This window comes from Streptomyces sp. AF1A, assembly GCF_047340315.1.
Classification (GTDB): Bacteria; Actinomycetota; Actinomycetes; order Streptomycetales; family Streptomycetaceae; genus Streptomyces.
The window spans coordinates 1-23,379 of record NZ_JBLEBI010000105.1 but is presented as its reverse complement, the minus strand read 5'-3'; the positions used below and the strand labels follow the sequence as shown (position 1 = coordinate 23,379).

Sequence of the window (23,379 nt, the reverse complement as noted above, 5' to 3'; positions counted from 1 at the left end):
TTGGCCTGCATGCCCGAGCGGAAGGTTCGGTAAGCGTGACCTAACCCACGGTACCGATGCACGGGGGGCGCACAGGAAGCACGGTCTGCGTAAAGCCGGTCCCAACGCCGCATAGTGCACAGACCCCGACCGAGTCAAGGTCTGTTTTTTCTTCTAAACCTCTAGTCAAATTACGTCACTTGAACACGCGCTTGTCATGCACGCATGGACCTTTTCCATCACCGGAACCCCCCGGTCCGTGCGCGCGGCGCGGGGGAGGAACTCAAGTGACCAGCAGATCCTGGACGTTCAGAGCCGCCGCGATCGGTGTGACGCTCGCGGCGGCCTCCGCCACGTTCGCCACCTTCGCCGTCGCGGAGGCGAGTACCGAGGCCCGGCCCGCTGCCGTCAACCGGCACGACCCGGCCCCGGTGAAGCAGCGGGCGCACAACCTCGACGGCCCGCTCAGCAAGACCCAGGAGGCGCAGCGCCGGGAGGCGCTGAACCAGCTCATCGCGGGCAAGGCCAAGGCCCAGGAGCGCCACGGCTCCAAGGTGGTCCAGCTCAAGAGCCGCAAGGGCAAGGACAAGTACGTCGAGCTGAGCCGCGAGAAGACCGACAAGATCTTCACCATCCTGGTGGAGTTCGGGGACCAGACGGACCCCAAGTACGGCGGCACGCCCGGCCCGCTGCACAACCAGATAGCCGAGCCGGACCGCAAGAAGGACAACTCCACGGCCTGGCAGAAGGACTACAACCAGAAGCACTACCAGGACCTCTACTTCGGCACCGGCAAGAAGACCGAGTCGCTGAAGAAGTACTACGAGAAGCAGTCCTCGGGCCGCTACTCGGTCGACGGCGAGGTCACGGACTGGGTCAAGGTCCCCTACAACGAGGCCCGTTACGGCAACAACGCCTGCGGCTCCTCGACCTGCTCGACGGTGTGGAACGTCGTCAGCGACGGCCTGAACGCCTGGGTCGCCCAGCAGAAGGCGGCCGGCCGCACCGACGCCGACATCAAGGCGGACCTGGCCAAGTACGACCAGTGGGACCGCTACGACTACGACGGCGACGGCAACTTCAACGAGCCGGACGGCTACATCGACCACTTCCAGATCGTGCACGCCGGTGAGGACGAGTCCGCGGGCGGCGGCGCCCAGGGCGCCGACGCGATCTGGGCCCACCGCTGGTACGCCTTCGGCACCGACGCGGGCCGCACCGGCCCCGACTACAACAGGCTCGGCGGCGCGCAGGTCGGCAACACCGGTGTCTGGGTGGGCGACTACACCATCCAGCCGGAGAACGGCGGCCTCGGCGTCTTCGCCCACGAGTACGGCCACGACCTCGGCCTGCCGGACGAGTACGACACCGACGGCGGCGACAACTCCACCGGCTTCTGGACCCTGATGTCCTCCGGCTCCTGGATGGGCACCGGCAAGGAGTCCATCGGCGACCTGCCCGACGACATGAACGCCTGGGACAAGCTCCAGCTGGGCTGGCTGAACTACGACACCGCCAAGGCGGGCACGCAGTCCACGCACAAGCTGGGCGTCGCCGAGTACAACACGTGGGACAAGCAGGGGCTCGTGGTCACCCTGCCGGACAAGGCGGTCACCACCACGATCACCGAGCCGGCACAGGGCTCGTACCAGTGGTGGAGCGGCAGCGGCAACAACCTGAAGAACACGCTGACCCGCTCCGTCGACCTCACCGGCAAGTCCTCGGCCTCGCTGAGCCTGGACGGCTGGTGGGCCATCGAGGCCAACTACGACTACCTGTACACCGAGGTGTCGACCGACGGCGGCGCCAACTGGACCGCCCTGGACGGCACGGCCAACGGCCAGGCCATCCCGCGTGACGGCAGCGGCAGCCCGGCGCTGACCGGCTCCTCGCAGACGTACCAGAAGCTGTCGTACTCGCTGGACGCCTACGCGGGCCAGAAGATCCAGCTGCGCTTCCGCTACGCCACCGACGGCGGTGTCGCGGAGAACGGCTTCACGGCCGACGAGATCGCCGTGACCGCCGACGGCACCGCGCTGTTCTCGGACAACGCCGAGACGCAGGACGCCGCGTGGACCGCGGACGGCTTCTCCCGCATCGGCGCGTCCTTCACCAAGGACTACAAGCAGTACTACGTCGCCGAGAACCGGCAGTACGTGTCGTACGACAAGACGCTGAAGACCGGCCCGTACAACTTCGGTTCGGCCAAGCGCCCCGACTGGGTGGAGCACTACGCGTACCAGAACGGCCTGCTGATCTGGAAGTGGGACACCTCCCAGGCGGACAACAACACCAACGTCAACGACCACCCGGGCACCGGTCTGATCCTGCCGATCGACTCGCACCCGACGGCGCTGCGCTGGACCGACGGCACGCTGATGCGCAACCGCATGCAGGCCTACGACTCCCCGTTCAGCCTCTACGGCACGGACGGCATCACCCTGCACAAGGCGGACGTGGCCACGACGATCAAGGGCTCGAAGGGGGTCCCGGTCTTCAACGACCACCTCAGCAGCTACTACGACCCGGCGAACCCGTCCGGGGGCGTGAAGGTAACTGACACCAACACCAAGATCACGATCGTCAAGGAGGCCAAGGACGGCTCGACGATCCAGATCAAGGTCGGGCCTGCGGTGAAGTAGTCCGCATCCTCGCAGGTCAGAGGCGTATCGGCGGCGACCCCTTGGCGGGTCGCCGCCGATCGTGTTTAGGTGCGTCCTGTGGACCGCTTATTGACACCGACCGAAACGGGGATGTGACCGCATGGCCGCTGGAGGCTTCTGCAAGCTGCCGAACGGCATGGTCGTGGTGGCGTTGAACCTGCCCTACGACCCCGCCGGGGTGCGGGTGCTGGTGCATGCCCAGAACCGGGCCAGGGCGCTGACCCGGCTGCGGAACCTGGGCCTGCGGGCGATCTACCTCCGGGGCAACGCCGCGCCTCCGACCCCGGACGAGATCACCGCGGTGCTGCACCATCCGGACGGCCTCATATGGCGCACGGCCCCGGCGGACAACGGTGTCACCGCGCCCGAGCTGTGGCACCCGATCCGGGCCCTGCTGCGCAGGCCGCCGGCGGTGCCCCAGGGCTGACCCCCCGGACCAGCCGTGCTCAGCCGCCGAGCACCGGCTTGCCCGTGAGCTCCACGCCCGCCCTGCGGAGCTCCTCCAGGGCCCGCTCGGTGGTCTCGGCGGACACGCCGGCCGTCAGGTCGAGCAGCACCTGGGTGCGGAAGCCCTCACGCACCGCGTCCAGGGCGGTGGCCTTCACGCAGTGGTCGGTGGCGATGCCGACCACGTCGACCTCGTCCACGTGGCGGGCGCGCAGCCACTCGGCGAGCGGGACGCCGTTCTCGTCGGTGCCCTCGAAGCCGCTGTAGGCCGCCGAGTAGGCCCCCTTGTCGAACACCGCGTCGACGGCGCCGGAGGCGACGGCCGGGGCGAAGTTCGGGTGGAAGCCCACGCCCTCCGTGCCCGCCACGCAGTGCGCGGGCCAGGAGTGGACGTAGTCGGGGTTGTCCGCGAAGTGACCCCCGGGCGCGATGTGGTGGTCGCGGGTGGCCACCACATGGCGGTAGCCGGAGCCCGCCGCCTGGCCGATCAGCTCGGTGATGGCGGCGGCCACGTCGGCACCACCGGCCACCGCGAGGCTGCCCCCTTCGCAGAAGTCGTTCTGCACGTCTACGACGATCAAGGCGCGGCGCATGGTGGGTGTCCTTCGACAGAGGTTCAAGTAACTGAGCCTAGAGACTTGTGGGCCCGTACGGGAGGGGGCGCTCGAGGGGGCGGACGGCGTCCCGCTCTAGCTACCCGAGGGCACGTGCACGTACTCCGTCGGAAGGACGGGTTCCCCTCGGGAGAGCTGGGTCGCGGACAGGGGGAGGTTCGCGCGGGCGGCGATGTGGCGCCGCCGGGGCGCGTCCAGGGGCTCGCGGGCCACCACGTCCCCGCCGTCGATCAGCCGCACCAGCAGCTGGCGGTCGGCGAGGTCGGCCGGCACCGGCCCGGTGCCCACGACCTCGGTCTCGGCCACCCCGTCCTCGTCCAGGCGGCGGGCCGCCCACTTGCGGCCCCCGATGGAGGTCTTGCCGCCGGTGGACTTCTTGGCGACCGGCACCAGCGGCGCCTTCGGGTCGGTGGTCTCGGCGCGCGCGACGAGCTTGTAGACCATGGAGGCGGTCGGGTGCCCGGAGCCGGTCACCAGCTGGGTGCCGACGCCGTAGGCGTCCACGGGCGCGGCGGCCAGCGAGGCGATCGCGTACTCGTCCAGGTCGGAGGTCACGACGATCTTCGTGTTCGTCGCGCCCAGCTCGTCCAGCTGGTGCCGCACCCGGTGGGCGACGAGCAGCAGGTCGCCGGAGTCGATGCGGACCGCGCCCAGCTCGGGGCCGGCCACCTCGACGGCCGTACGGACGGCCTCGGCGACGTCGTAGGTGTCCACCAGCAGGGTGGTGCCCCGGCCGAGCGTGTCCACCTGGGCCTGGAAGGCGTCCCGCTCGCGGTCGTGCAGCAGGGTGAAGGCGTGGGCGGAGGTGCCCACGGTCGGGATGCCGTAGCGGAAGCCGGCCGCGAGGTCGGAGGTGGTCGCGAAGCCGCCGATGTAGGCGGCGCGGGAGGCGGCCACCGCCGCGAGCTCGTGGGTGCGGCGGGCGCCCATCTCGATCAGCGGGCGGTCGCCGGCGGCGGAGGCCATCCGGGAGGCGGCGGCGGCGATGGCCGAGTCGTGGTTGAGGATGGAGAGGATCACCGTCTCCAGGAGCACGCACTCGGCGAAGGTGCCCTCCACGCGCAGGATCGGCGAGCCCGGGAAGTAGACCTCGCCCTCGGGGTAGCCCCAGATGTCCCCGCTGAACCGGTAGCCGGCGAGCCACTTCAGGGTCTCCTCGTCGACGATCCTGCGGTCGCGCAGGAAGCCGAGGACGTCCTCGTCGAAGCGGAAGTTCTCCACCGCGTCCAGGACGCGTCCGGTGCCCGCCACCACGCCGTAGCGCCGTCCGTCGGGCAGTCGCCGGGTGAAGACCTCGAACACGCTGCGCCGTTCGGCCGTACCGGCCTTCAGGGCGGCCTGCAGCATCGTCAGCTCGTACTGGTCCGTGAAGAGCGCCGTCGACGGAACGTTCACCGGCAGCGCAAGGTCCGCTGTGTCCATGGCCGTAGATGCTACCCCCATCTCGTCAGTGTGACGATTTTTCCCCGCCGTGGCAGCATGGGCACTGTGACGTCACCCGCGCCCGTAGAGATCGAACGCACCGAGTCGGCGGAGGAGGTCTTCGCCGTACCCGAGCCCGACGTCCCCTGGGTCACCATCGTCCACAACGACCCGGTCAACCTGATGAGCTATGTGACGTACGTCTTCCAGACGTACTTCGGCTACACCAAGGACAAGGCCACCAAGCTCATGCTCGACGTCCACCACAAGGGCCGGGCGGTCGTCTCCAGCGGAAGCCGCGAGGAGATGGAACGCGATGTGCAGGCGATGCACGGCTACGGTCTGTGGGCCACCCTCCAGCAGGACCGGAAGTAGCGAACTCACCCAGATGCCCGGACATTTCGAACCGCTCCCCGGCGGCGGCGCGGCCGTCGCGCTCGACGACGTCGAGATCTCCATCATCCGGTCGCTGGCCATCCAGCTCCTGGAGCTCATCGGGCCCGGCCCCGGCGCCGACACCCCCGACGACCCGCTCGCCGAGCTGTTCGCCGAGGGCCCGAGCGAGCCGCCCGCCGACCCGGTGCTCAAGAGGCTCTTCCCGGACGCCTACAGCGATCCGGAGCGGGCCCCGGACTCGCCCGCCCAGGCCGAGGAGCGGCGGGCCCTGTCCGCCGAGTTCCGCCGCTACACCGAGAACGACCTCAGGGCCGGCAAGCGGGACAACGCGCTCGCGGTGATCCGCAGCCTCGACGCGCTCGCCCCGGTGGACGCGGGCGGCGCGGTCCTGAAGCTGTCGCCGGACGAGTCGAGGCGGTGGCTCGGCGCCCTCAACGACCTGCGGCTCGCGATCGGTGCCCGGCTGGAGATCACCGACGAGGACGACACCGACCTGCTCTACCGGCTCCCGGACGAGGACGCGCGCAAGCCGATGGTCATGGCCTATCTGTGGCTGGGCGGTCTCCAGGAGACCCTGGTGACGACTCTCATGCCCTAGTTCTCCCCGCCGGGGCGTTCGCTCAGCGGACGCTCAAATCCGGATAACGATCCCGTCACCGTAGCGGCGTGCTTTGCTCGTTCGGCTCACCATCTGTCCGCTTTTCCCTGTGCGGTACGCCACAATCGAGCTCCGTGATCAACGTTGCGGCCGTGATAAATCTTCACGACCGCCCGGCCGGCACCACCCATGTCCGGCCGGGTGCGCCACCGAGCCGACGACCGTCGGCCAGGCAACAGCTCCAGCAGTCCGGGGGGATCGAGACCCGATCCGGGGCCGAGGCAGGGCCCGGGTCGGCATGGAGAAAGGCGCACCACACATGACCTCATCGCGGGTCGATCAGCTTCGCGACGGCAATGAGGCCGCGAGGGCCGCGGACAGCGAGAGCGGCGAGGGATATCAGCGCGGGCTCGGCGCCCGGCAGATCCAGATGATCGCCATCGGCGGTGCCATCGGCACCGGCCTGTTCCTCGGCGCGGGCAAGGGCATCTCGAAGGCGGGACCCAGCCTGATCCTGGCGTACGCCATCGCGGGCGTCGTCATCTTCCTGATCATGCGGGCGCTCGGCGAGCTGCTGATGTACCGCCCGGTCTCCGGCTCGTTCTCGGAGTACGCGCGCGAGTTCATCGGCCCCTTCGCGGGTTTCGTGACCGGGTGGACGTACTGGCTGTTCTGGGTCGTCACCGGCATCACCGAGGTCACCGCCGCGGCCGCCTACATGACGTACTGGTTCGACATCCCGCAGTGGGTCTCGGCCCTGATCTTCACCGTCGTGCTCTACGGCGCCAACCTGATCTCCGTGAAGCTCTTCGGAGAGCTGGAGTTCTGGTTCTCCATGGTCAAGGTCACCGCGATCATCGGCATGATCCTGATCTGCGCCGGCATCCTCACGATCGGCTTCTCGGACGCCGGGGACACCGCCTCCGTCAGCCACCTGTGGAGCGACGGCGGCTTCTTCCCGCACGGCGTCGGCAGCAGCCTGATGACCCTCCAGATGGTGATGTTCGCGTTCCTCGCGGTCGAGCTGGTCGGCGTCACCGCGGGCGAGTCCAAGGACCCGAAGACCGTGCTGCCCCGCGCGATCAACACCGTGCCCTGGCGCATCGCCGTCTTCTACGTCGGCGCGCTGATCATGATCCTGTCGGTCGTGCCGTGGACGCAGTTCCACCCGGGCGTCAGCCCCTTCGTGGCCGCCTTCCAGAAGATGGGCCTGGCCGCCGGCGCGGGCATCGTCAACTTCGTCGTCCTCACCGCCGCGCTGTCGTCCTGCAACTCCGGCATGTACTCCACCGGCCGCATGCTGCGCGACCTGGCGCTCAACAGCCAGGGCCCGAAGTTCTTCACCCGGCTGACGCCCAGCGGCACCCCGCTCGTCGGCACCACCTTCTCCGCCGCGCTGATGCTGGTCGGCGTCTGGATCAACTACCAGTGGCCGGGCAAGGCGTTCGACTACGTGGTGTCGTTCGCGACGATCTCCGGCATGTGGGCGTGGATCGTCATCCTGCTCTGCCAGATCCGCTACCGGATGCTGTCCGACCGCGGCGACCTGCCCCGCTCGGAGTTCCGGGCCCCGGGCGCCCCGTTCACCAGCATCGCGGCGCTGCTGTTCATCGGTATGGTGATCGTGCTGATGGGTATCGACAAGGACGCGCGCGTCTCGCTGTACTGTGCGCCGCTGTGGGCCCTGATCCTCGGCGTCGCCTACGCGGTGCTCAAGCGCCGCGACCCTCAGGCCGCGGCCTTCAGGAAGCGCTGACGCCGCCGCACGGACACCCTCCCCGGGACGTCCGGCCGCCGGGAGCACTCGTGGCGCCCCCGGCGGCCGCCGCTCAGGACGTCCACCATGTGGGCCGTCCCGTACCACACCCCGGTACGGGACGGCCCACTGCTTATGCTGGCCGACATGCTGACCATCACCCAGGCCCTCTACGACCAGATCGTCGCCCACGCCCGCAAGGACCACCCCGACGAGGCGTGCGGCGTCGTCGCGGGCCCGGCGGGCTCGGACCGCCCCGAGCGCTTCATCCCGATGCTGAACGCGGCCATGTCGCCCACGTTCTACGAGTTCGACTCGGGCGACCTGCTCAGGCTCTACCGCGAACTGGACGACCGCGACGAGGAGCCGGTGGTCATCTACCACTCGCACACCGCCACCGAGGCGTACCCGTCGCGCACCGACATCTCCTACGCCAACGAGCCGGGCGCCCACTACGTCCTGGTCTCCACGGCCGACACCGACGGCCTCGGCGAGTTCCAGTTCCGCTCCTTCCGCATCGTGGACGGCCAGGTCACGGAGGAGGAGGTCACGGTCGTGGCGGCCTACTGATCTCAGTACTCGGTTGCCATCCGTCCGTCATCTGAGATCACCTTCCGGGACCCGGACCGGGAATCGTTACGATGAGCCCATGGTTCTGAACGACGTGAGCGACAAGGCGCCGAGCGTGCTGCTCGTGGCGCGGCTGCACGTCGACCTGTGCCGGCTGAACAGCGCCATCTGTTGACGTTCCACGCCGCCGTACGGCCGTGAGCCGCGGCGCGCAGCCGCGCGCCGCCGCGCGCCCACCGAATCGACGAACCCTTCCGACAGGAGCCCGCAACCATGGCCATCGAGGTCCGCATCCCGACCATCCTCCGCCCGTACACCGACGGCCAGAAGGCGGTGGAGGGCAGCGGGAGCACCCTCGCCGAGCTGTTCGCCGATCTCGAGACCCGGCACGCGGGCATCCAGGCCCGCATCGTGGACGGCGACCAGCTGCGCCGGTTCGTGAACGTCTACCTGAACGACGAGGACGTGCGCTTCCTGGACGGCATCAACACCAAGCTGTCCGACGGCGACAACGTGACGATCCTGCCGGCCGTGGCCGGCGGCATGCGTTGATCGGTCGCTGAGCAGCGATGCGCTACGACTCCCCGCTGGCCGCGGTCGGCAACACCCCGCTGGTGCGCCTGCCGCGGCTCTCGCCGTCCGCCGACGTCCGGATCTGGGCCAAGCTGGAGGACCGCAATCCCACCGGCTCGGTCAAGGACCGCCCGGCCCTGCACATGATCGAGCAGGCCGAGAAGGACGGCCGGCTCACCCCGGGCTGCACGATCCTGGAGCCCACCTCCGGCAACACCGGCATCTCCCTCGCCATGGCGGCCAAGCTCAAGGGCTACCGCATGGTGTGCGTGATGCCGGAGAACACCTCGCAGGAGCGCCGGGACCTGCTCGGCATGTGGGGCGCCGAGATCATCTCCTCGCCGGCCGCAGGAGGCTCCAACACCGCCGTGCGCGTGGCCAAGGAGCTGGCCGCCGAGCACCCCGACTGGGTGATGCTCTACCAGTACGGCAACCCGGACAACGCCGGCGCCCACTACGCCACCACCGGCCCCGAGATCCTGGCGGACCTGCCCTCGATCACCCACTTCGTCGCGGGCCTCGGCACCACCGGCACCCTGATGGGCGTCGGCCGCTACCTGCGCGAGCACCGGCCCGGCATCCGGATCGTCGCCGCCGAGCCGCGCTACGACGACCTGGTGTACGGCCTGCGCAACCTCGACGAGGGGTTCGTGCCGGAGCTGTACGACGCCTCGGTGCTCACCACCCGCTTCTCGGTGGGCTCCGCCGACGCGGTCACCCGCACCCGCGAACTCCTGCAGCAGGAGGGCATTTTCGCCGGCGTCTCCACCGGCGCCGCCCTGCACGCGGCGATCGGCGTGGGGAAGAAGGCGGTCAAGGCGGGGGAGAGCGCCGACATCGTCTTCATCGTGGCCGACGGTGGCTGGAAGTACCTGTCCACCGGGGTCTACACCGCGGCCACCACCGAGGAGGCCGTCGAGAGGCTGCAGGGCCAGCTCTGGGCGTAGGGCTGCGGGGACCACACCCGGCCCAGGATCAAGCGCGGACCAGCCCCCTCCTATGAGGGGGCCAACCCCATCCTATGGAGGGGCAAAGAATTCGGCCGGATACTGCCGGGTAGCCCGCCTCCGGGACTACGGTCCTCCCGCACCCTGTCATGTCACGCTCACTCGGCGTGGCGGGGTGTGAATGTCATGCTCATGACTGCGCGGTTCCGCCGCCGCTACGCGCGTCACGGGCCTGCCATCCCAGTGCGAGAAACCCCACTTCCCGATGGAGGCAGTACCCCATGCGTGAGTCACGCCCGAGCGGGCGGAGACGGAGTCTGCGAAGACTTCTGGCCGTCGCCCTGCCCTCGCTCGCCCTGACCGTCGCCGGGCTCGTCGCCGCGCCGACCGCCGGCGCCCAGCCCGTCGCGGCCCAGCCGCACCTCACCAAGGTCGCGCAGAACGCCAAGGCCCTGACCGACCCCAAGCGGCAGACCTTCCACTCCACCGGCAAGGCCGGCCAGAAGGTGCCCACCCAGCACCTGTGCGCCACCGCCAGGCCGGGCCACGCGTCCTGCTTCGCCCAGCGACGCACCGACATCAAGCAGCGGCTCGCCTCGGCGCTCGCCGCCGCCGCGCCCTCCGGCCTGTCCCCGGCGAACCTGCACAGCGCCTACAACCTGCCCACCGCGGCCGGTTCGGGGATGACCGTCGGCATCGTGGACGCCTACAACGACCCCAACGCCGAGTCGGACCTGGCCACCTACCGCTCCACCTACGGGCTGTCCGCCTGCACCAAGGCCAACGGCTGCTTCAAGCAGGTCAGCCAGACCGGCTCCACCACCTCGCTGCCGGCCAACGACAGCGGCTGGGCCGGCGAAGAGATGCTCGACATCGACATGGTCAGCGCGGTCTGCCCGAACTGCAACATCATCCTGGTCGAGGCCAACTCCGCCAACGACACGGACCTCGGCATCGCGGAGAACGAGGCCGTCTCGCTGGGCGCCAAGTTCATCTCCAACAGCTGGGGCGGCTCCGAGGACTCCTCGCAGACCAGCGAGGACACCGCGTACTTCAAGCACCCGGGCGTCGCGATCACCGTCTCCGCGGGTGACTCCGGCTACGGTGCCGAGTACCCGGCGACCTCCCAGTACGTGACCGCCGTCGGCGGGACCGCGCTCACCACCGCCTCCAACTCCCGTGGCTGGAGCGAGTCGGTGTGGCACACCAGCTCCACGGAGGGCACCGGCTCCGGCTGCTCGGCGTACGACCCGAAGCCGAGCTGGCAGACCGACAGCGGCTGCTCCAAGCGCATGGAGGCCGACGTCTCCGCGGTCGCCGACCCGGCCACCGGCGTGGCGGTCTACGACACCTACGGTGGCTCGGGCTGGGCGGTCTACGGCGGCACCAGCGCCTCCTCGCCGATCATCGCCTCCGTCTACGCCCTGGCGGGCACCCCGGGCGCGAGCGACTACCCGGCGAAGTACCCCTACTCGCACACCGGCAACCTGTACGACGTGACCAGCGGCTCCAACGGCTCCTGCTCCACGTCGTACTTCTGCAAGGCCACCACCGGCTACGACGGCCCGACCGGCTGGGGCACCCCGAACGGCACCGCCGCGTTCACGTCCGGCGGCGGTGGCGGGGGCAACACGGTGTCCGTCACCAACCCCGGCAGCCAGTCCACCACCACCGGCAGCTCGGTCAGCCTGCAGATCCACGCCAGTGACAGCGGGGGCGCGGCCCTCACCTACAGCGCCTCCGGCCTGCCGACGGGCCTGTCCATCAACAGCTCCAGCGGCCTGATCTCCGGCACGGCGTCCACCGCGGGCACCTACCAGGTCACCGTCACCGCGACCGACTCCACCGGCGCCTCCGGCTCGACCTCCTTCACCTGGACCGTCGGCTCCGGCGGGGGCGGCGGCTGCACCGCCACCCAGCTGCTGGCCAACCCCGGCTTCGAGTCGGGCAACACCGGCTGGAGCGCGAGCAGCGGCGTCATCACCACCGACAGCGGTGAGGCGGCGCACAGCGGCTCGTACAAGGCCTGGCTGGACGGCTACGGCACCTCGCACACCGACACGCTGTCCCAGTCGGTGACGATCCCGGCGGGCTGCAGGGCGACGCTGACCTTCTACCTGCACATCGACAGCTCGGAGACCACCACCAGCACGGCGTACGACAAGCTGACGGTGACCGCCGGCTCGAAGACGCTGGCGACGTACTCGAACCTCAACAAGGCCTCGGGCTACAGCCAGAAGACCTTCGACCTGTCCTCGCTGGCGGGCCAGACGGTCACCCTGAAGTTCAACGGCGTGGAGGACTCCTCGCTGCAGACCAGCTTCGTCGTGGACGACACCGCCCTGACGACCGGCTGACCCGCACGCGCCGAACACCCCGTCCCGCACGCGGAAGCCGTCCGCGTGCGGGATTCGTCGTGAGGGGCACGGGATCCGTTCGCGCGGGTGGTACGTCACATCTGCACCAGGCGGCCGGGCCTCCGGCCACGGCAGAGAGGCGGACCCCATGCGGCGTACGACAGCCGGCGCCGTGCTCGCGGCGGCGGCACTGTGCCTGGCGGGCTGCGGCTCCCAGGGGGGCGGCGGCACCGGCGGCAAGGTGTCGCCCGCCCCCGGCACCCGCTCACCGGCCCCGTCCGCCGGGGCGTGCGCGGACCACCTGGAGCTGACCGCGGCCGACGGCGGCCGCACGGTCTGCGTGGCCAGGGGCGGCGAGGTCCGGCTGACCCTGGACGGCACCAAGTCCCGTTCCTGGAAGCCGGTCACGGCGAGCGGCGGCGCCCTGGAGGCGATCAACGCGGGCTTCGTCATCCAGCCGGGCGACGCCACGGCCGCCTACCGGGCGGTGTCGGCCGGCACCGAGAAGCTGGCGTCCTCCCGCCCGCTGTGCGCCCAGCCCACCGCGCCCGGGCAGGTCTCCTGCAAGGGCATCCAGGAGTGGACGGTCACCGTGACGGTGAAGAGCTGAGAGGGAGCCGGGAAGGCTAAGGGGCGAGGTGCCGTACCTGGTCCCACAGGACCGGGTCGACCACGCCCACCCGGCGCCGGAAGTCGCCGAAGGGGACCTCGCGCAGCTCGTCGGTCTGCAGGAAGCTGGGGCGCCCGCGCGCGTCGCCGACGGCACCGGGCGGCAGCGGGATCACCCCGGCCCGCTCGTCGTGGTACTTGCTGGTGATCTTCGCGACCGTCGCGCGATCGCCCCGCACGGCCAGCACCAGGCAGGGGCGGTCCTTGACCTCGGAGCGGTCCTCGTAGGGAACGTGCGCCCACCAGATGTCCCCGGGGGACGGGCGGCCGGCATGCCCCGCACGCGTGCCCGCCCGCCCCGGCGGCCTCAGCCGCCGCCCGCCGGGCCGGCGGCCGCGGCCCCAGCCGTCGACGAGCGTGGCGACGAGCGCGAGCAGTACCACCGCCGCGAGCGCCAGCCACCAGGACGTGTCCATAACGACGACGTTACCGGCGCGGGGCTCACAGCGCGCGCCCTTGTGCGATCCTCATGCGCCGCCGGTCCAGCCGAACCGGTGACAGCACAGGTGAGTTCCCCCACAACGGCCCCTGGCGGAGGAGCGACCCGTGCTTTTGCGCCTTACGCTCGACGGACCGCACGACCCCCGCCAGCCCTCGGAATTCGAGGGTTCCCAGTCAAGCCCACCGGTTACCCGCCAACGGAGGTTTCTGCTTCATGAAGCTCACCGTCGTCGGCTGCTCGGGGTCGTTCCCGTCCGCGGATTCGGCCTGCTCGAGCTACCTCGTCGAGGCCGACGGCTTCCGGCTGCTCCTCGACATGGGCAACGGCGCCCTCGGCGAGCTGCAGCGCCACTGCGGTCTCTACGACCTCGATGCCATCTTCCTGAGTCATCTGCACCCCGATCACTGCATCGACATGCTCGGGTACTTCGTCGCACGCTACTACCGCTACGACGGCGGCCGCTGCGAGCCGCTCCCGGTCTACGGTCCCGAGGGCACCGAACACCGCCTCACCACGGCCTACGCCGACACCCCCTCCGCCTCCTCGATGAGCGAGGTCTTCGACTTCCACACCGTCAAGCCGTCCACGTTCGACATCGGCCCCTTCACGGTGCACACCGACCGGGTCCGCCACCCCGTGGAGGCGTACGCGATCCGGATCGAGCACGGCGGGAAGTCCCTCACCTACTCCGGGGACACGGGCGTCACCCCGGTGCTGGACGAGCTGGCCCGGGACAGCGATCTGTTCCTGTGCGAGGCCGCGTTCACGCACGGCAAGGAGAGCATCCCCGACCTGCACCTCAACGGCCGCGAGGCGGGAGAGACGGCGGCCCGCGCGGGCGTCCGGTGCCTGGTGCTCACCCACATCCCGCCGTGGACCGACCCCGGCTCCAACCTCCGCGACGCACGCGAGGTGTTCGGCGGCCCGGTGGCGCTGGCGGTGCCGGGGGCGACGTACGAGATCTGACCCGGCCGCGAACGCGCGTAGGCCCCCGGAGCCCATCGGCTCCGGGGGCCTACGCATGCCGGGTCAGGCCTTCGTCAGGTCCTCGACCTCCTCCTCGGGCTCGCGGCCCGGGGTGGGGAGGTTGAACTTGACGATTGCGAAGCGGAAGACGGTGTAGTAGATCGCCGCGAAGACCAGGCCGATCGGGATGATGAGCCAGGGCTTGGTGGCGAGGTTCCAGTTCAGCGCGTAGTCGATGAAGCCCGCGGAGAAGGTGAAGCCGGCGTGCACGCCCAGGGCCCAGGTGATCGCCATGGACAGGGCCGTCAGCACCGCGTGGATCGCGTACAGCAGAGGCGCGATGAACATGAACGAGAACTCGATCGGCTCGGTCACGCCGGTCACGAACGAGGTGAGCGCGAGCGAGATCATCATGCCGAGGACGGCCTTGCGGCGCTCGGGACGAGCGGAGTGGGCGATCGCGAGCGCAGCGGCCGGCAGGCCGAACATCATGATCGGGAAGAATCCGGACATGAACTGACCCGCAGTGGGGTCGTGGGCGAAGAAGCGGGTGAGGTCGCCGTGGACGACGGTGCCCGCGGAGTTCTTGAAGTCGCCGATCTGGAACCAGGCGACGGAATTGACGAACTGGTGCATGCCGACAGGGATCAGCGCACGGTTGATCAGACCGAACAGGCCGGCACCGAGGGCGCCCAGGCCGGTGATCCACTCGCCGAAGTTCGAGATGCCCTCGCCGATGGGCTTCCAGACCAGGCCGAAGAAGACACCCATGGCGGTGCCGACGAAGGCCATGATGATCGGCACCAGTCGGCGGCCGTTGAAGAAGCCGAGCCAGTCCACCAGCTTCTTGCGGTGGTAGCGCTGCCAGAGCACCGCGGCGAGCAGGCCCATGAGGATGCCGCCGAGGACACCGGGGTTGTTGTAGGTCGCGGCTATGTCCGCACCCTTTGTAACCTTGGCCTCGGTGACCGGGAAGGCCTTCAGTACATTGCTGTAGACCAGGAAGCCGACCAGCGCGGCCAGTGCCGTGGAGCCGTCCGACTTCTTGGCGAATCCGATGGCGACACCGAGGCAGAACAGCATCGGCAGGTTGTCGAAGATGGCGCCGCCGGCCGTGGCGAACACCGCCGTGAGCTTGTCGGGGAAGTGCAGCTTGTCATGGATGTCCTGCTGCCCCAGACGCAGAAGGATGCCCGCCGCCGGCAGCACGGCGATCGGGAGCTGCAGGCTGCGGCCGACCTTCTGCAGGCCCTGGAACAGGCCGGATCCCCGCTTCTTCGCGGGCGCCGCCGGTGTGGTGGCGGTGGCGGTGCTCATGCTTCCTCCATCGGGTGGTGGTCTACACCACTCAGTGGTGTAGACCTGTTGTAGCACGATGAAGGCGGTATAAGGAACCCGCGGATCCGCTCACGATTTGGTGACGTCCTCCACCTCCTCGGCGGGCTCTCGGCCCGGTGTCCGCAGGTCGAACCTGGTGATCGCGAAGCGGAATACGACGTAGTACACGGCGGCGAAACACAGACCGATCGGAATGATCGCCCACGGCTTCGTCGCGAGGTCCCAGTTGATCACGTAGTCGATCAGGCCGGCCGAGAAGCTGAAGCCGTCATGGACCCCGAGAGCCCAGGTCACGGCCATCGACACGCCCGTCAGCACCGCGTGCAGCGCGTACAGCGCCGGCGCGACGAACATGAAGGAGTACTCGATGGGCTCGGTGATGCCCGTGACGAACGACGTCAGCGCCACCGAGAGCATCAGGCCGCCGACCTCCCTGCGGCGGTGCGGCCGGGCGCAGTGCGTCATCGCCAGGGCGGCCGCCGGCAGCGCGAACATCATGATGGGGAAGAAGCCCGAGGTGAACTGCCCGGCGTGCGGGTCGCCCGCCAGGAACATGTTGATGTCGCCGTGCACCGGCCGGCCGCCCGGCGGCGTGTAGGTGCCGAACTGGAACCAGATGGGCACGTTCAGGAACTGGTGCAGGCCGATCACGAGCAGCCCGCGGTTGGCGAGCCCGAAGACGCCCGCGCCCCACGCCCCGATGGAGTGCAGCCAGCGGCTGAAGCTCTCCAGGGCGCCGCCGATCGGCGGCCAGATCCACAGGCACAGCGCCGCGAAGACGATGGCGACGAACGCCATGATGATCGGTACCAGCCGCCGCCCGTTGAAGAAGCCCAGCCAGTCCACGAGCCGCGTGCGGTGGAAGCGGGCCCAGAAGAAGGCCGCCAGCAGGCCCATGACGATGCCGCCGAAGACCCCGGGGTTCTGGAAGGTGAAGGGCGTGACCGCGCCGCCCCCCGCGCCGGTGCTCACCTGGCAGCCGACGTCCGGCAGCGCCTTCGAGCCGCCCGGGCACTGCTCGGGGAACTGGTGCAGCACGCCGTAATAGACGAGAAAGCCCGCGACCGCCGCGAGCGCGGTCGACCCGTCCGCCTTCCGCGCCATGCCGATCGCCACGCCCACACAGAACAGCAGGGGCAGGCCGAGGGAGCCGTCGAGCAGCGCACCGCCCGCGCCCTTCATCACCCGGGACACGTCCGTCCAGCCCAGGCCCTGGTCCCCGAACACGTCGGGCTGGCCCAGCCGGTTCAGGATGCCCGCGGCCGGCAGCACCGCGATGGGCAGCTGCAGGCTGCGGCCCATCTTCTGCAGACCCTGGAACAGCCGGTTCCAGCGCTCCCGTGCCGGACCGGCCGCGCTCTCGGCGCTGCCTGCGCTCGCGGCGCTCATGGGCGTCCTCCGGGCACTCGACTCCGACGCGGTTTGTCGACCGTCCCCCGTGTGGTGTAGACCAGTCGCGGACGGTTCCGCTGACGTGATCGCCATCATTCGGCACGGACGGCACGACCGCTCGCGAAGATGGGCCAACTGTGGGTTACTGCGACAAAGCGGTTCGGAGCAGGGAGAAGGAACATGGCCAGCAAGGCTGAGAAGATCGTCGCCGGCCTCGGCGGCATCGACAACATCGAGGAGATCGAGGGCTGCATCACCCGCCTGCGCACCGAGGTGTCCGACGCCTCGCTGGTCGACGAGGCCGCCCTGAAGGCCGCCGGCGCCCACGGCGTCGTCAAGATGGGCACCGCCATCCAGGTCGTCATCGGCACCGACGCCGACCCGATCGCCGCGGAGATCGAAGACATGATGTGAACCCTCCGGGTTCACCTGTAAGGGGCTCTTCCCGACGCGGGAGGAGCCCCTCGCACAGGTGCGACTAGGCTCGGCGCCATGTCTCGCATCGACGGCCGTACTCCCGAACAGCTCCGCCCGATCACCATCCAACGGGGTTGGAGCAAGCACGCCGAAGGCTCCGTCCTCGTCTCCTTCGGCGACACCAGGGTCTTCTGCACCGCCTCCGTCACCGAGGGCGTCCCCCGCTGGCGCAAGGGCAGCGGCGAGGGCTGGGTCACCGCGGAGTACGCCATGCTGCCCCGCGCCACCAACACCCGCGGCGACCGCGAGTCCGTCAAGGGCAAGATCGGCGGCCGGACCCACGAGATCTCCCGCCTCATCGGCCGCTCCCTGCGCGCCGTCATCGACTACAAGGCGCTCGGCGAGAACACCATCGTCCTCGACTGCGACGTCCTCCAGGCCGACGGCGGCACCCGCACCGCCGCCATCACCGGCGCGTACGTGGCCCTGGCCGACGCCGTCGCCTGGGCGCAGGGCAGGAAGCTGATCAAGGCCGGCCGGCAGCCGCTGACCGGCACCGTCTCCGCCGTCTCCGTCGGCATCGTCGGCGGGATCCCGCTGCTCGACCTGTGCTACGAGGAGGACGTGCGCGCCGAGACCGACATGAACGTCGTCTGCACCGGCGACGGCCGCTTCGTCGAGGTCCAGGGCACCGCCGAGGCCGAGCCCTTCGCCCGCGACGAACTCGACGCCCTGCTCGACCTCGCCGTCACCGGCTGCACCGAGCTGGCCGCCCACCAGCGCGCCGCCCTGGAGACCACGCTCGCCGGGTGACGGCGGCAACCCCGGCGTCCTCCCCGGCGTCCTACGGGTACGGGCGCACGGGCCGGCACCGTGCGCCCGGCCAGCCGTACCACGGGAGGGACACCATCATGGCCGCCAGCCGACGCCGAGGCCGTCTCGCCGCCGTCGCCACCGCCGTGGCCGTGCTCACCGCCGGCCTGGCCACCGGCTGCGACGCCGTGCACAAGGCCCTCGACTGCGTGCAGACCGCCGACTCCATCGCCGACGGGGTCACCGACCTCCAGCAGGCCGTGGAGAACGCCGCGAACGACCCCGGCCGGGCCGACGCAGCCCTCGACTCCATCGACGCCGACCTGCGGAAGATCGGCGACAGGACCGACAACGCCGACGTCAACAAGGCGGTCGACGACCTGGACAAGGCCGTGGCCGACGTCCGTACGGCCCTCAGGAACGGCGACCACACCCCGGACCTGGGGCCCGTCACCGACGCGGCGGGCGAACTGACCAAGGTGTGCACGAAGTAGGCCGGCCCGGCGGCGCGTAAGCCGGCTCAGTACTCCCCGTCCCTGCGCCTGTCCCGCTCCCCGAACCGCCTCTCGTGCCGCTCCTCGCGCCGCGCCTGGTGCAGCTCACGGCGCGTCTGCTGCAGCTCGCGCCGCTCCTGGCGGCGCTCCTCCTTCAGCCGCCGGCGCTCGGCCCGGGGCAGCTTGCGCTCCACGCCGACCCCGCCCCAGAAGGCGAGGCCGCCGATGACCACCCGCGGAGCACCCGGCTCCGGCGGGCCGTCGTCCCTCGGGTGCTCGAAGCCGCCCATGATGCCGATGCCGCGCACGACGACCTCGACCCCCGGCGGCACGATCACCTGCACGCCACCCATGATCGCCACGCAGCTGATCTCCACCTCGCGGTCCGCGAAGTTCGCCTCGCGCAGGTCGATCACGCCGCCGCCCATGAGCGTGAAGCAGGTGAACCGCTTCGGTATCGTCCAGCGGCCCTTGCGCTCGAACCCCGACATGATCGCGATGCCGCCGGTCGAGGACCCCTCGCCCCCGACGATGCGCCCCGCCCAACTCCCGTTCTCGGCAGGAGCCTTGGCGAAGGAGACCGGGGCGGGCGGCGCCGCGGCACCGGTCGCCGGCAGATCCCGGGTGATCGGCGCCAACTCCCCGTAGGTGCGCGCGCCGTACGTCGCCTCCAGCCGCTCCTCGAACTCCGCCATGTCGAGCCGCCCCTCGGCGAGCGCGTCCCGCAGCACCTCGGCAACCCGCTCACGGTCGGCGTCGGACGCCCGGAGGTCCGGACTTGCGTCGTCGGTCATGACAGCAGCCTACGAGACGGCCTTCTCGGCGTACATCTTCGCGATGACCGCCTCGATGTCCGGCTCCCGCACCGACAGGTCCACCAGCGGATACTCCGCCGCGAGATGGGCGACGAGCGGAGCCGCCGACCGACCCGCCGGGAAGGCCAGCCACTGCCTGGGCCCCTCCACCCGCACCACCCGCGCCGACGGCACCTCGACCGGCGGCAGCTCCCGCTCCAGGTCCACCACCAGCGTGCGCTCGCCCTCACCCGCCTCGTGCAGCCCCGCCAGCGGACCGTCGTACATCATCCGCCCGTGGTCGATCACCATCACCCGCGAGCACAACTGCTCGATGTCCTGCAGGTCGTGCGTGGTCAGCAGCACGGTCGTGCCCCGCGCGGCGTTCAACTCCCGCAGGAAAGCCCGCACCTTGGCCTTCGACACCACGTCCAGGCCGATCGTCGGCTCGTCCAGGTACAGCACCTCCGGGTCGTGCAGCAGCGCCGCCGCGATGTCCCCGCGCATCCGCTGCCCGAGCGACAGCTGCCGCACCGGCACGTCCAACAGGGCGCCCAGCTCCAGCAGTTCCACCATCCGGTCCAGGTTCTCCCGGTAACGGCCGTCCGGGATGCGGTACATGCGGTGCGCCAGCCGGTAGGAGTCGATCAGCGGCAGGTCCCACCACAGCGTGGTCCGCTGCCCGAACACCACCCCGATACGGTGCGCCAGCCGCGTCCGCTCCCGCGAGGGATCGATACCCGCCACCCGCAGCCGTCCCGCACTCGGCGTCAGGATGCCGGTCAGCATCTTGATCGTGGTCGACTTCCCCGCGCCGTTCGGCCCGATGTACCCGACCATCTCCCCGCGCGCCACGGTGAACGTCAGCGAGTCCACCGCCCGCACCTCGTGCCGCTCCCGCCTCAGGAACCCGGTCCTGCGGCGCACCTCGAAGACCTTCTCGACGCCCTCGAGCGTGATGAAGTCGCCCACGCTAGCTCCCTGTACTCCGATACGAACGAAGCCCCGCCCGCCAGGCCAGCCCCGCCAGCGCGCAGCAGCCCGCCGCCACCAGCGGCGACGTCCACGCCACCCACCCCGGCAGCCGCAGCGGATACGGCCGCCCCAGCACATAGCTCGCGGGCACCCAGTTGACGAAGGCCAGCGGCAGCACGAACGTCACCCCCCGCACCAGCTCCTTCGCGAACACCGCCGGCGGATACTGCAACAGCGTCGTACCGCCGTAGGTGAACGCGTTCTGCACCTCCGAGGCGTCCTGCGCCACGAACTGGAACGCCGCCCCCGCCACGAACACCGCGCAGAAGATCGCGAAGCCGCTCAGCACCATCACCGGCACCAGCAGCACCTTCAGCGGCGACCAGTCGACGTCCACCCGGGGCAGCGCCCAGCCCAGCACCAGCAGCCCCTGCGTCAACCGGCCCAGCCGCCGGAGCGCGAACCGGTCCGCCGCCACCTGCGCCAGCACCGGCACCGGCCGCACCAGCAGCGTGTCCAGCGTCCCGTCCCGCAGCCGCCGCCCCAGCCGGTCCATCGACCCGATCACCAGATCCGCCAGCCCGAAGGACGCCGCCGACAGCCCGTACAGGAACGCCACCTCCGGCAGCGACCAGCCGCCGAGCGCGTCCACCCGCGAGAACATCAGCATGATCGCCACGAAGTCGAAGAAGGTCGCCGCGAAGTTCCCGAACGTGGTCATCGCGAACGACGCCCGGTAGGCCATCGTCGACCTGATCCACATCCCGGCGATCAGCCGGTACGCCCGCGCACCCTCCACGAGCCGGCCGCGCTCAGCCACCCTGCACCACCACCCGGCGCGTCGCCCCGGACTGCACCAGCCGCCCGGCACCCAGCAGCACCACCGCCCACGCGCCCTGGAGGACGTACGTGCCCAGCGGGTCCCCGCGCCCGAGCAGGATGTCCGCCGGGGCCTGCAGCAGCGACGCCCAGGGCAGCACCCGTACGACCGCGCCCAGCCAGCCCGGGAACACGTTCAGCGGCAGCAGCATCCCCGAGCAGAAGACGGCGAGCAGCCCCGCCATCTGCACCACCCCCGTGCCGTCCAGCAGCCAGAAGGCGCTCAGCGCCACCAGATACCGGATCCCGAAGCCGACCAGCATGGCCAGCAGCACGGCCACGAAGAAGGCGACCCAGGTGCCGGCGTCCGCGGGCAGGTACACCGGGAAGCACAGCGCCCCGAACACGAACGGCACGATCCCCCGCCCCAGCAGCTGGAAGAACGCCCGCCCCAGGTCCGCGGCCAGCCACCACAGCTGCAGATCCGCCGGCCGGTACAGATCGATCGCCACGTCCCCCGTACGGATGCGTTCGATCAACTCGTCCTCGACGCCGCCGCCGATGATCGCGAGGGTCGACAGAAAGGCCTGCCCCAGCCACACATAGGTCACGGCCTGGGCCTGGTCGTACCCTCCGAGGTGCGGTTTCACCTCCCACAGCGCCCGATAGGTGTACACGAGGATCAGCCCGAAGACCGTGTTCGTGAAGACCCCTGCCGCCGTGGCCGCCCGATACGTCGCGTACCTTCTGAATCCCCCCATCGCGACGGCCGCGTACAACCGTCCCGCGCCCACGTCAGTCGACCTCCTCGGACCGCTCGCCACCGAAGCGCAGGAGCCTAGTCCGGAGGCCCGGCGGCCGGCCACGCATTTCCGTGCCGGAAGCGTGCCGGAATCCGGGAACGGAACGCCAGGTGCGAGAGTCTTCAAACGGGGGGCGCAGAAGGCGTACGAGGCGTACGGGAACGTACGACGCGAAACAGGAGTCCGTGCACGACATGAGCGACGAGCCGCAGCCGCAGCAGCCGAACGAGGGCGTGCCGCCGAAAGAGCCGCTGCCGCCGGCTGAGGGGCCGGGCACACCGGGGCCCCACGAGCCCACGAAGGGCCTGCCTGCCACTTCGGCCGAGGGCGCGCCTTCTGCCCGGGACGAGGAGACATCCGCCACTCGTAGTGATGGCATGTCTACTCAGAGTGAGGGCGCGTCCGCCACTCGGGGGAAGAAGGCGTCCGCCAGGCGGGGGGAGGGGGTGTCCGCCACTCGGGGTAACGGGTCGTCTGCCGGCTTGACCGAGGACGCCGGTGCTACCCGGAGTGAGGGGGCCTCCGCCGCCTCGGGCGAGGGGTCCTCCGATCGCCCGGCTGACGGACGGGACGAGGCGACGTCCACCTCCTCTGCCGACGGGGCTCCTGCCGGCCGGAACGAGACGGCGGCCGCCTCTTCGACCGCGGGCGCGTCCGCCGACGGGACCAAGGGCGGGACCAAGGCAACGTCCGCCGCCCCGGACCAGGGCGCGCGTACGGACAGGGCGGACGGCGGCGGGAAGGCCGAGGACACCTCCGGCGCCGGTGACCGCGCGGGGGCCGACACGGTCCGCAACCGGCCCATTCCGGCACCGCAGGATCGTACGGCCTCCATGGCCCGGGCCCGCCAGGCCGCCCGGGACGCGCGCACGGACCAGAACCCGACGGCGGCCTCCGGCAGCGAGCCGGCCGATCAGCGCGCCGTCCCCGACCGGAAGGGTGCTTCCGGCGGGGGCGACGTCTTCAAAAAACCTCAGCTGCCAGGCGCCCGGACGCCCGAGCAGCCGCAGGCCCCCGGCACCCGCGTGCCCGGAGAGGCGCAGTCGGCCGAGAGCACCCAGATCCTCCGGCGCATCAAGCCACCCCGGGAACCCGAGGCCCCCTCGAACGAGCCCGGCCCGCAGGCGCAGGCGCC

The 23,379-nt window shown here is 70.4% G+C and carries 24 protein-coding genes and 1 pseudogene; 16 read left to right on the top strand and 9 right to left on the bottom strand.

Going from position 1 to position 23,379, the window contains the following annotated elements; genetic code table 11:
- Positions 1–266: 266 nt before the first annotated feature.
- Both ACLU3S_RS24300 and ACLU3S_RS24295 read left to right on the top strand, forming a co-directional pair.
- Positions 267–2,621, top strand: a complete 2,355-nt coding sequence (locus ACLU3S_RS24300) for an immune inhibitor A domain-containing protein (RefSeq protein ID WP_413954064.1) — start codon at positions 267–269, stop codon at positions 2,619–2,621.
- Between the two features lie 121 nt (positions 2,622–2,742).
- On the top strand, positions 2,743–3,069 hold the full coding sequence (locus ACLU3S_RS24295; protein WP_413954063.1) for a hypothetical protein: 327 nt from the start codon (positions 2,743–2,745) through the stop codon (positions 3,067–3,069).
- Between the two features lie 19 nt (positions 3,070–3,088).
- Here ACLU3S_RS24295 and ACLU3S_RS24290 read toward each other — a convergent pair whose 3' ends face one another.
- Both ACLU3S_RS24290 and ACLU3S_RS24285 read right to left on the bottom strand, forming a co-directional pair.
- Complete coding sequence (locus ACLU3S_RS24290; RefSeq protein WP_413954062.1) at positions 3,089–3,682, bottom strand: isochorismatase family protein; 594 nt, start codon at positions 3,680–3,682, stop codon at positions 3,089–3,091.
- Between the two features lie 96 nt (positions 3,683–3,778).
- The gene (locus ACLU3S_RS24285) at positions 3,779–5,125 is read right to left on the bottom strand and encodes a nicotinate phosphoribosyltransferase (protein WP_413954061.1); all 1,347 of its coding nucleotides are present in this window, start codon (positions 5,123–5,125) and stop codon (positions 3,779–3,781) included.
- Between the two features lie 57 nt (positions 5,126–5,182).
- On the opposite strand from ACLU3S_RS24285, the gene clpS reads away from it, so the two are divergent.
- From clpS to ACLU3S_RS24240, 9 genes are all read left to right on the top strand, one after another.
- Entirely contained in the window at positions 5,183–5,500 is a 318-nt protein-coding gene (gene clpS, locus ACLU3S_RS24280; protein ID WP_069780588.1) for an ATP-dependent Clp protease adapter ClpS, read from the top strand.
- 13 nt (positions 5,501–5,513) lie between these two features.
- Entirely contained in the window at positions 5,514–6,119 is a 606-nt protein-coding gene (locus tag ACLU3S_RS24275; protein WP_413954060.1) for a DUF2017 domain-containing protein, read from the top strand.
- Positions 6,120–6,438: 319 nt separating this feature from the next.
- Entirely contained in the window at positions 6,439–7,875 is a 1,437-nt protein-coding gene (locus tag ACLU3S_RS24270) for an amino acid permease (protein WP_413954059.1), read from the top strand.
- Between the two features lie 147 nt (positions 7,876–8,022).
- Entirely contained in the window at positions 8,023–8,445 is a 423-nt protein-coding gene (locus ACLU3S_RS24265) for a Mov34/MPN/PAD-1 family protein (protein WP_413954058.1), read from the top strand.
- Between the two features lie 79 nt (positions 8,446–8,524).
- Entirely contained in the window at positions 8,525–8,620 is a 96-nt protein-coding gene (locus ACLU3S_RS24260; RefSeq protein ID WP_311737150.1) for a putative leader peptide, read from the top strand.
- Positions 8,621–8,718: 98 nt separating this feature from the next.
- Positions 8,719–8,997 carry a MoaD/ThiS family protein gene (locus ACLU3S_RS24255; protein ID WP_413954057.1) on the top strand — a complete coding sequence of 93 codons (279 nt, stop codon included), beginning with the start codon at positions 8,719–8,721 and terminating at the stop codon, positions 8,995–8,997.
- A 17-nt stretch (positions 8,998–9,014) separates the two neighbouring features.
- On the top strand, positions 9,015–9,965 hold the full coding sequence (locus tag ACLU3S_RS24250) for a PLP-dependent cysteine synthase family protein (RefSeq protein ID WP_413954056.1): 951 nt from the start codon (positions 9,015–9,017) through the stop codon (positions 9,963–9,965).
- 281 nt (positions 9,966–10,246) lie between these two features.
- On the top strand, positions 10,247–12,322 hold the full coding sequence (locus tag ACLU3S_RS24245; protein WP_413954055.1) for a putative Ig domain-containing protein: 2,076 nt from the start codon (positions 10,247–10,249) through the stop codon (positions 12,320–12,322).
- A 148-nt stretch (positions 12,323–12,470) separates the two neighbouring features.
- A complete protein-coding gene (locus ACLU3S_RS24240; protein WP_413954054.1) occupies positions 12,471–12,932 on the top strand; it encodes a hypothetical protein in 462 nt (153 codons plus the stop codon).
- 16 nt (positions 12,933–12,948) lie between these two features.
- Here the strand turns inward: ACLU3S_RS24240 and ACLU3S_RS24235 are convergent, their stop codons facing one another.
- Positions 12,949–13,407 carry a type II toxin-antitoxin system PemK/MazF family toxin gene (locus tag ACLU3S_RS24235; protein ID WP_413954053.1) on the bottom strand — a complete coding sequence of 153 codons (459 nt, stop codon included), beginning with the start codon at positions 13,405–13,407 and terminating at the stop codon, positions 12,949–12,951.
- Between the two features lie 239 nt (positions 13,408–13,646).
- On the opposite strand from ACLU3S_RS24235, the gene ACLU3S_RS24230 reads away from it, so the two are divergent.
- Complete coding sequence (locus ACLU3S_RS24230; protein ID WP_413954052.1) at positions 13,647–14,399, top strand: MBL fold metallo-hydrolase; 753 nt, start codon at positions 13,647–13,649, stop codon at positions 14,397–14,399.
- Between the two features lie 63 nt (positions 14,400–14,462).
- On the opposite strand, the gene ACLU3S_RS24225 is transcribed toward ACLU3S_RS24230, so the two are convergent.
- Both ACLU3S_RS24225 and ACLU3S_RS24220 read right to left on the bottom strand, forming a co-directional pair.
- Positions 14,463–15,716: a PTS transporter subunit EIIC gene (locus tag ACLU3S_RS24225; protein ID WP_413954051.1), complete on the bottom strand. Its 1,254-nt coding sequence runs from the start codon at positions 15,714–15,716 to the stop codon at positions 14,463–14,465.
- A gap of 90 nt (positions 15,717–15,806) precedes the next feature.
- Positions 15,807–17,126 (bottom strand): PTS transporter subunit EIIC, encoded by a 1,320-nt coding sequence (locus ACLU3S_RS24220; protein ID WP_413954050.1) that lies wholly within the window; start codon positions 17,124–17,126, stop codon positions 15,807–15,809.
- A gap of 183 nt (positions 17,127–17,309) precedes the next feature.
- Between ACLU3S_RS24220 and ACLU3S_RS24215 the strand changes: the two genes are divergently transcribed.
- From ACLU3S_RS24215 to ACLU3S_RS24205, 3 genes are all read left to right on the top strand, one after another.
- The gene (locus ACLU3S_RS24215; protein ID WP_030610403.1) at positions 17,310–17,543 is read left to right on the top strand and encodes a glucose PTS transporter subunit EIIB; all 234 of its coding nucleotides are present in this window, start codon (positions 17,310–17,312) and stop codon (positions 17,541–17,543) included.
- Between the two features lie 78 nt (positions 17,544–17,621).
- Positions 17,622–18,359, top strand: a complete 738-nt coding sequence (gene rph / locus ACLU3S_RS24210; RefSeq protein WP_413954049.1) for a ribonuclease PH — start codon at positions 17,622–17,624, stop codon at positions 18,357–18,359.
- A gap of 98 nt (positions 18,360–18,457) precedes the next feature.
- Positions 18,458–18,853 carry a hypothetical protein gene (locus ACLU3S_RS24205; protein WP_413954048.1) on the top strand — a complete coding sequence of 132 codons (396 nt, stop codon included), beginning with the start codon at positions 18,458–18,460 and terminating at the stop codon, positions 18,851–18,853.
- Between the two features lie 26 nt (positions 18,854–18,879).
- Here the strand turns inward: ACLU3S_RS24205 and ACLU3S_RS24200 are convergent, their stop codons facing one another.
- The 4 genes from ACLU3S_RS24200 to ACLU3S_RS24185 are packed head-to-tail and all read right to left on the bottom strand — an operon-like array spanning position 18,880 to position 22,235.
- Positions 18,880–19,647 carry a DUF1707 SHOCT-like domain-containing protein gene (locus ACLU3S_RS24200; protein WP_413954047.1) on the bottom strand — a complete coding sequence of 256 codons (768 nt, stop codon included), beginning with the start codon at positions 19,645–19,647 and terminating at the stop codon, positions 18,880–18,882.
- Positions 19,648–19,656: 9 nt separating this feature from the next.
- Positions 19,657–20,619 carry an ATP-binding cassette domain-containing protein gene (locus ACLU3S_RS24195; protein ID WP_413954046.1) on the bottom strand — a complete coding sequence of 321 codons (963 nt, stop codon included), beginning with the start codon at positions 20,617–20,619 and terminating at the stop codon, positions 19,657–19,659.
- A 1-nt stretch (position 20,620) separates the two neighbouring features.
- On the bottom strand, positions 20,621–21,385 hold the full coding sequence (locus ACLU3S_RS24190; RefSeq protein WP_413954065.1) for an ABC transporter permease: 765 nt from the start codon (positions 21,383–21,385) through the stop codon (positions 20,621–20,623).
- Positions 21,386–21,434: 49 nt separating this feature from the next.
- Positions 21,435–22,235, bottom strand: a complete 801-nt coding sequence (locus ACLU3S_RS24185; RefSeq protein WP_413954045.1) for an ABC transporter permease — start codon at positions 22,233–22,235, stop codon at positions 21,435–21,437.
- 842 nt (positions 22,236–23,077) lie between these two features.
- Between ACLU3S_RS24185 and ACLU3S_RS24180 the strand changes: the two are divergent.
- Positions 23,078–23,379, top strand: a pseudogene (locus ACLU3S_RS24180) (hypothetical protein); the annotation flags it as partial.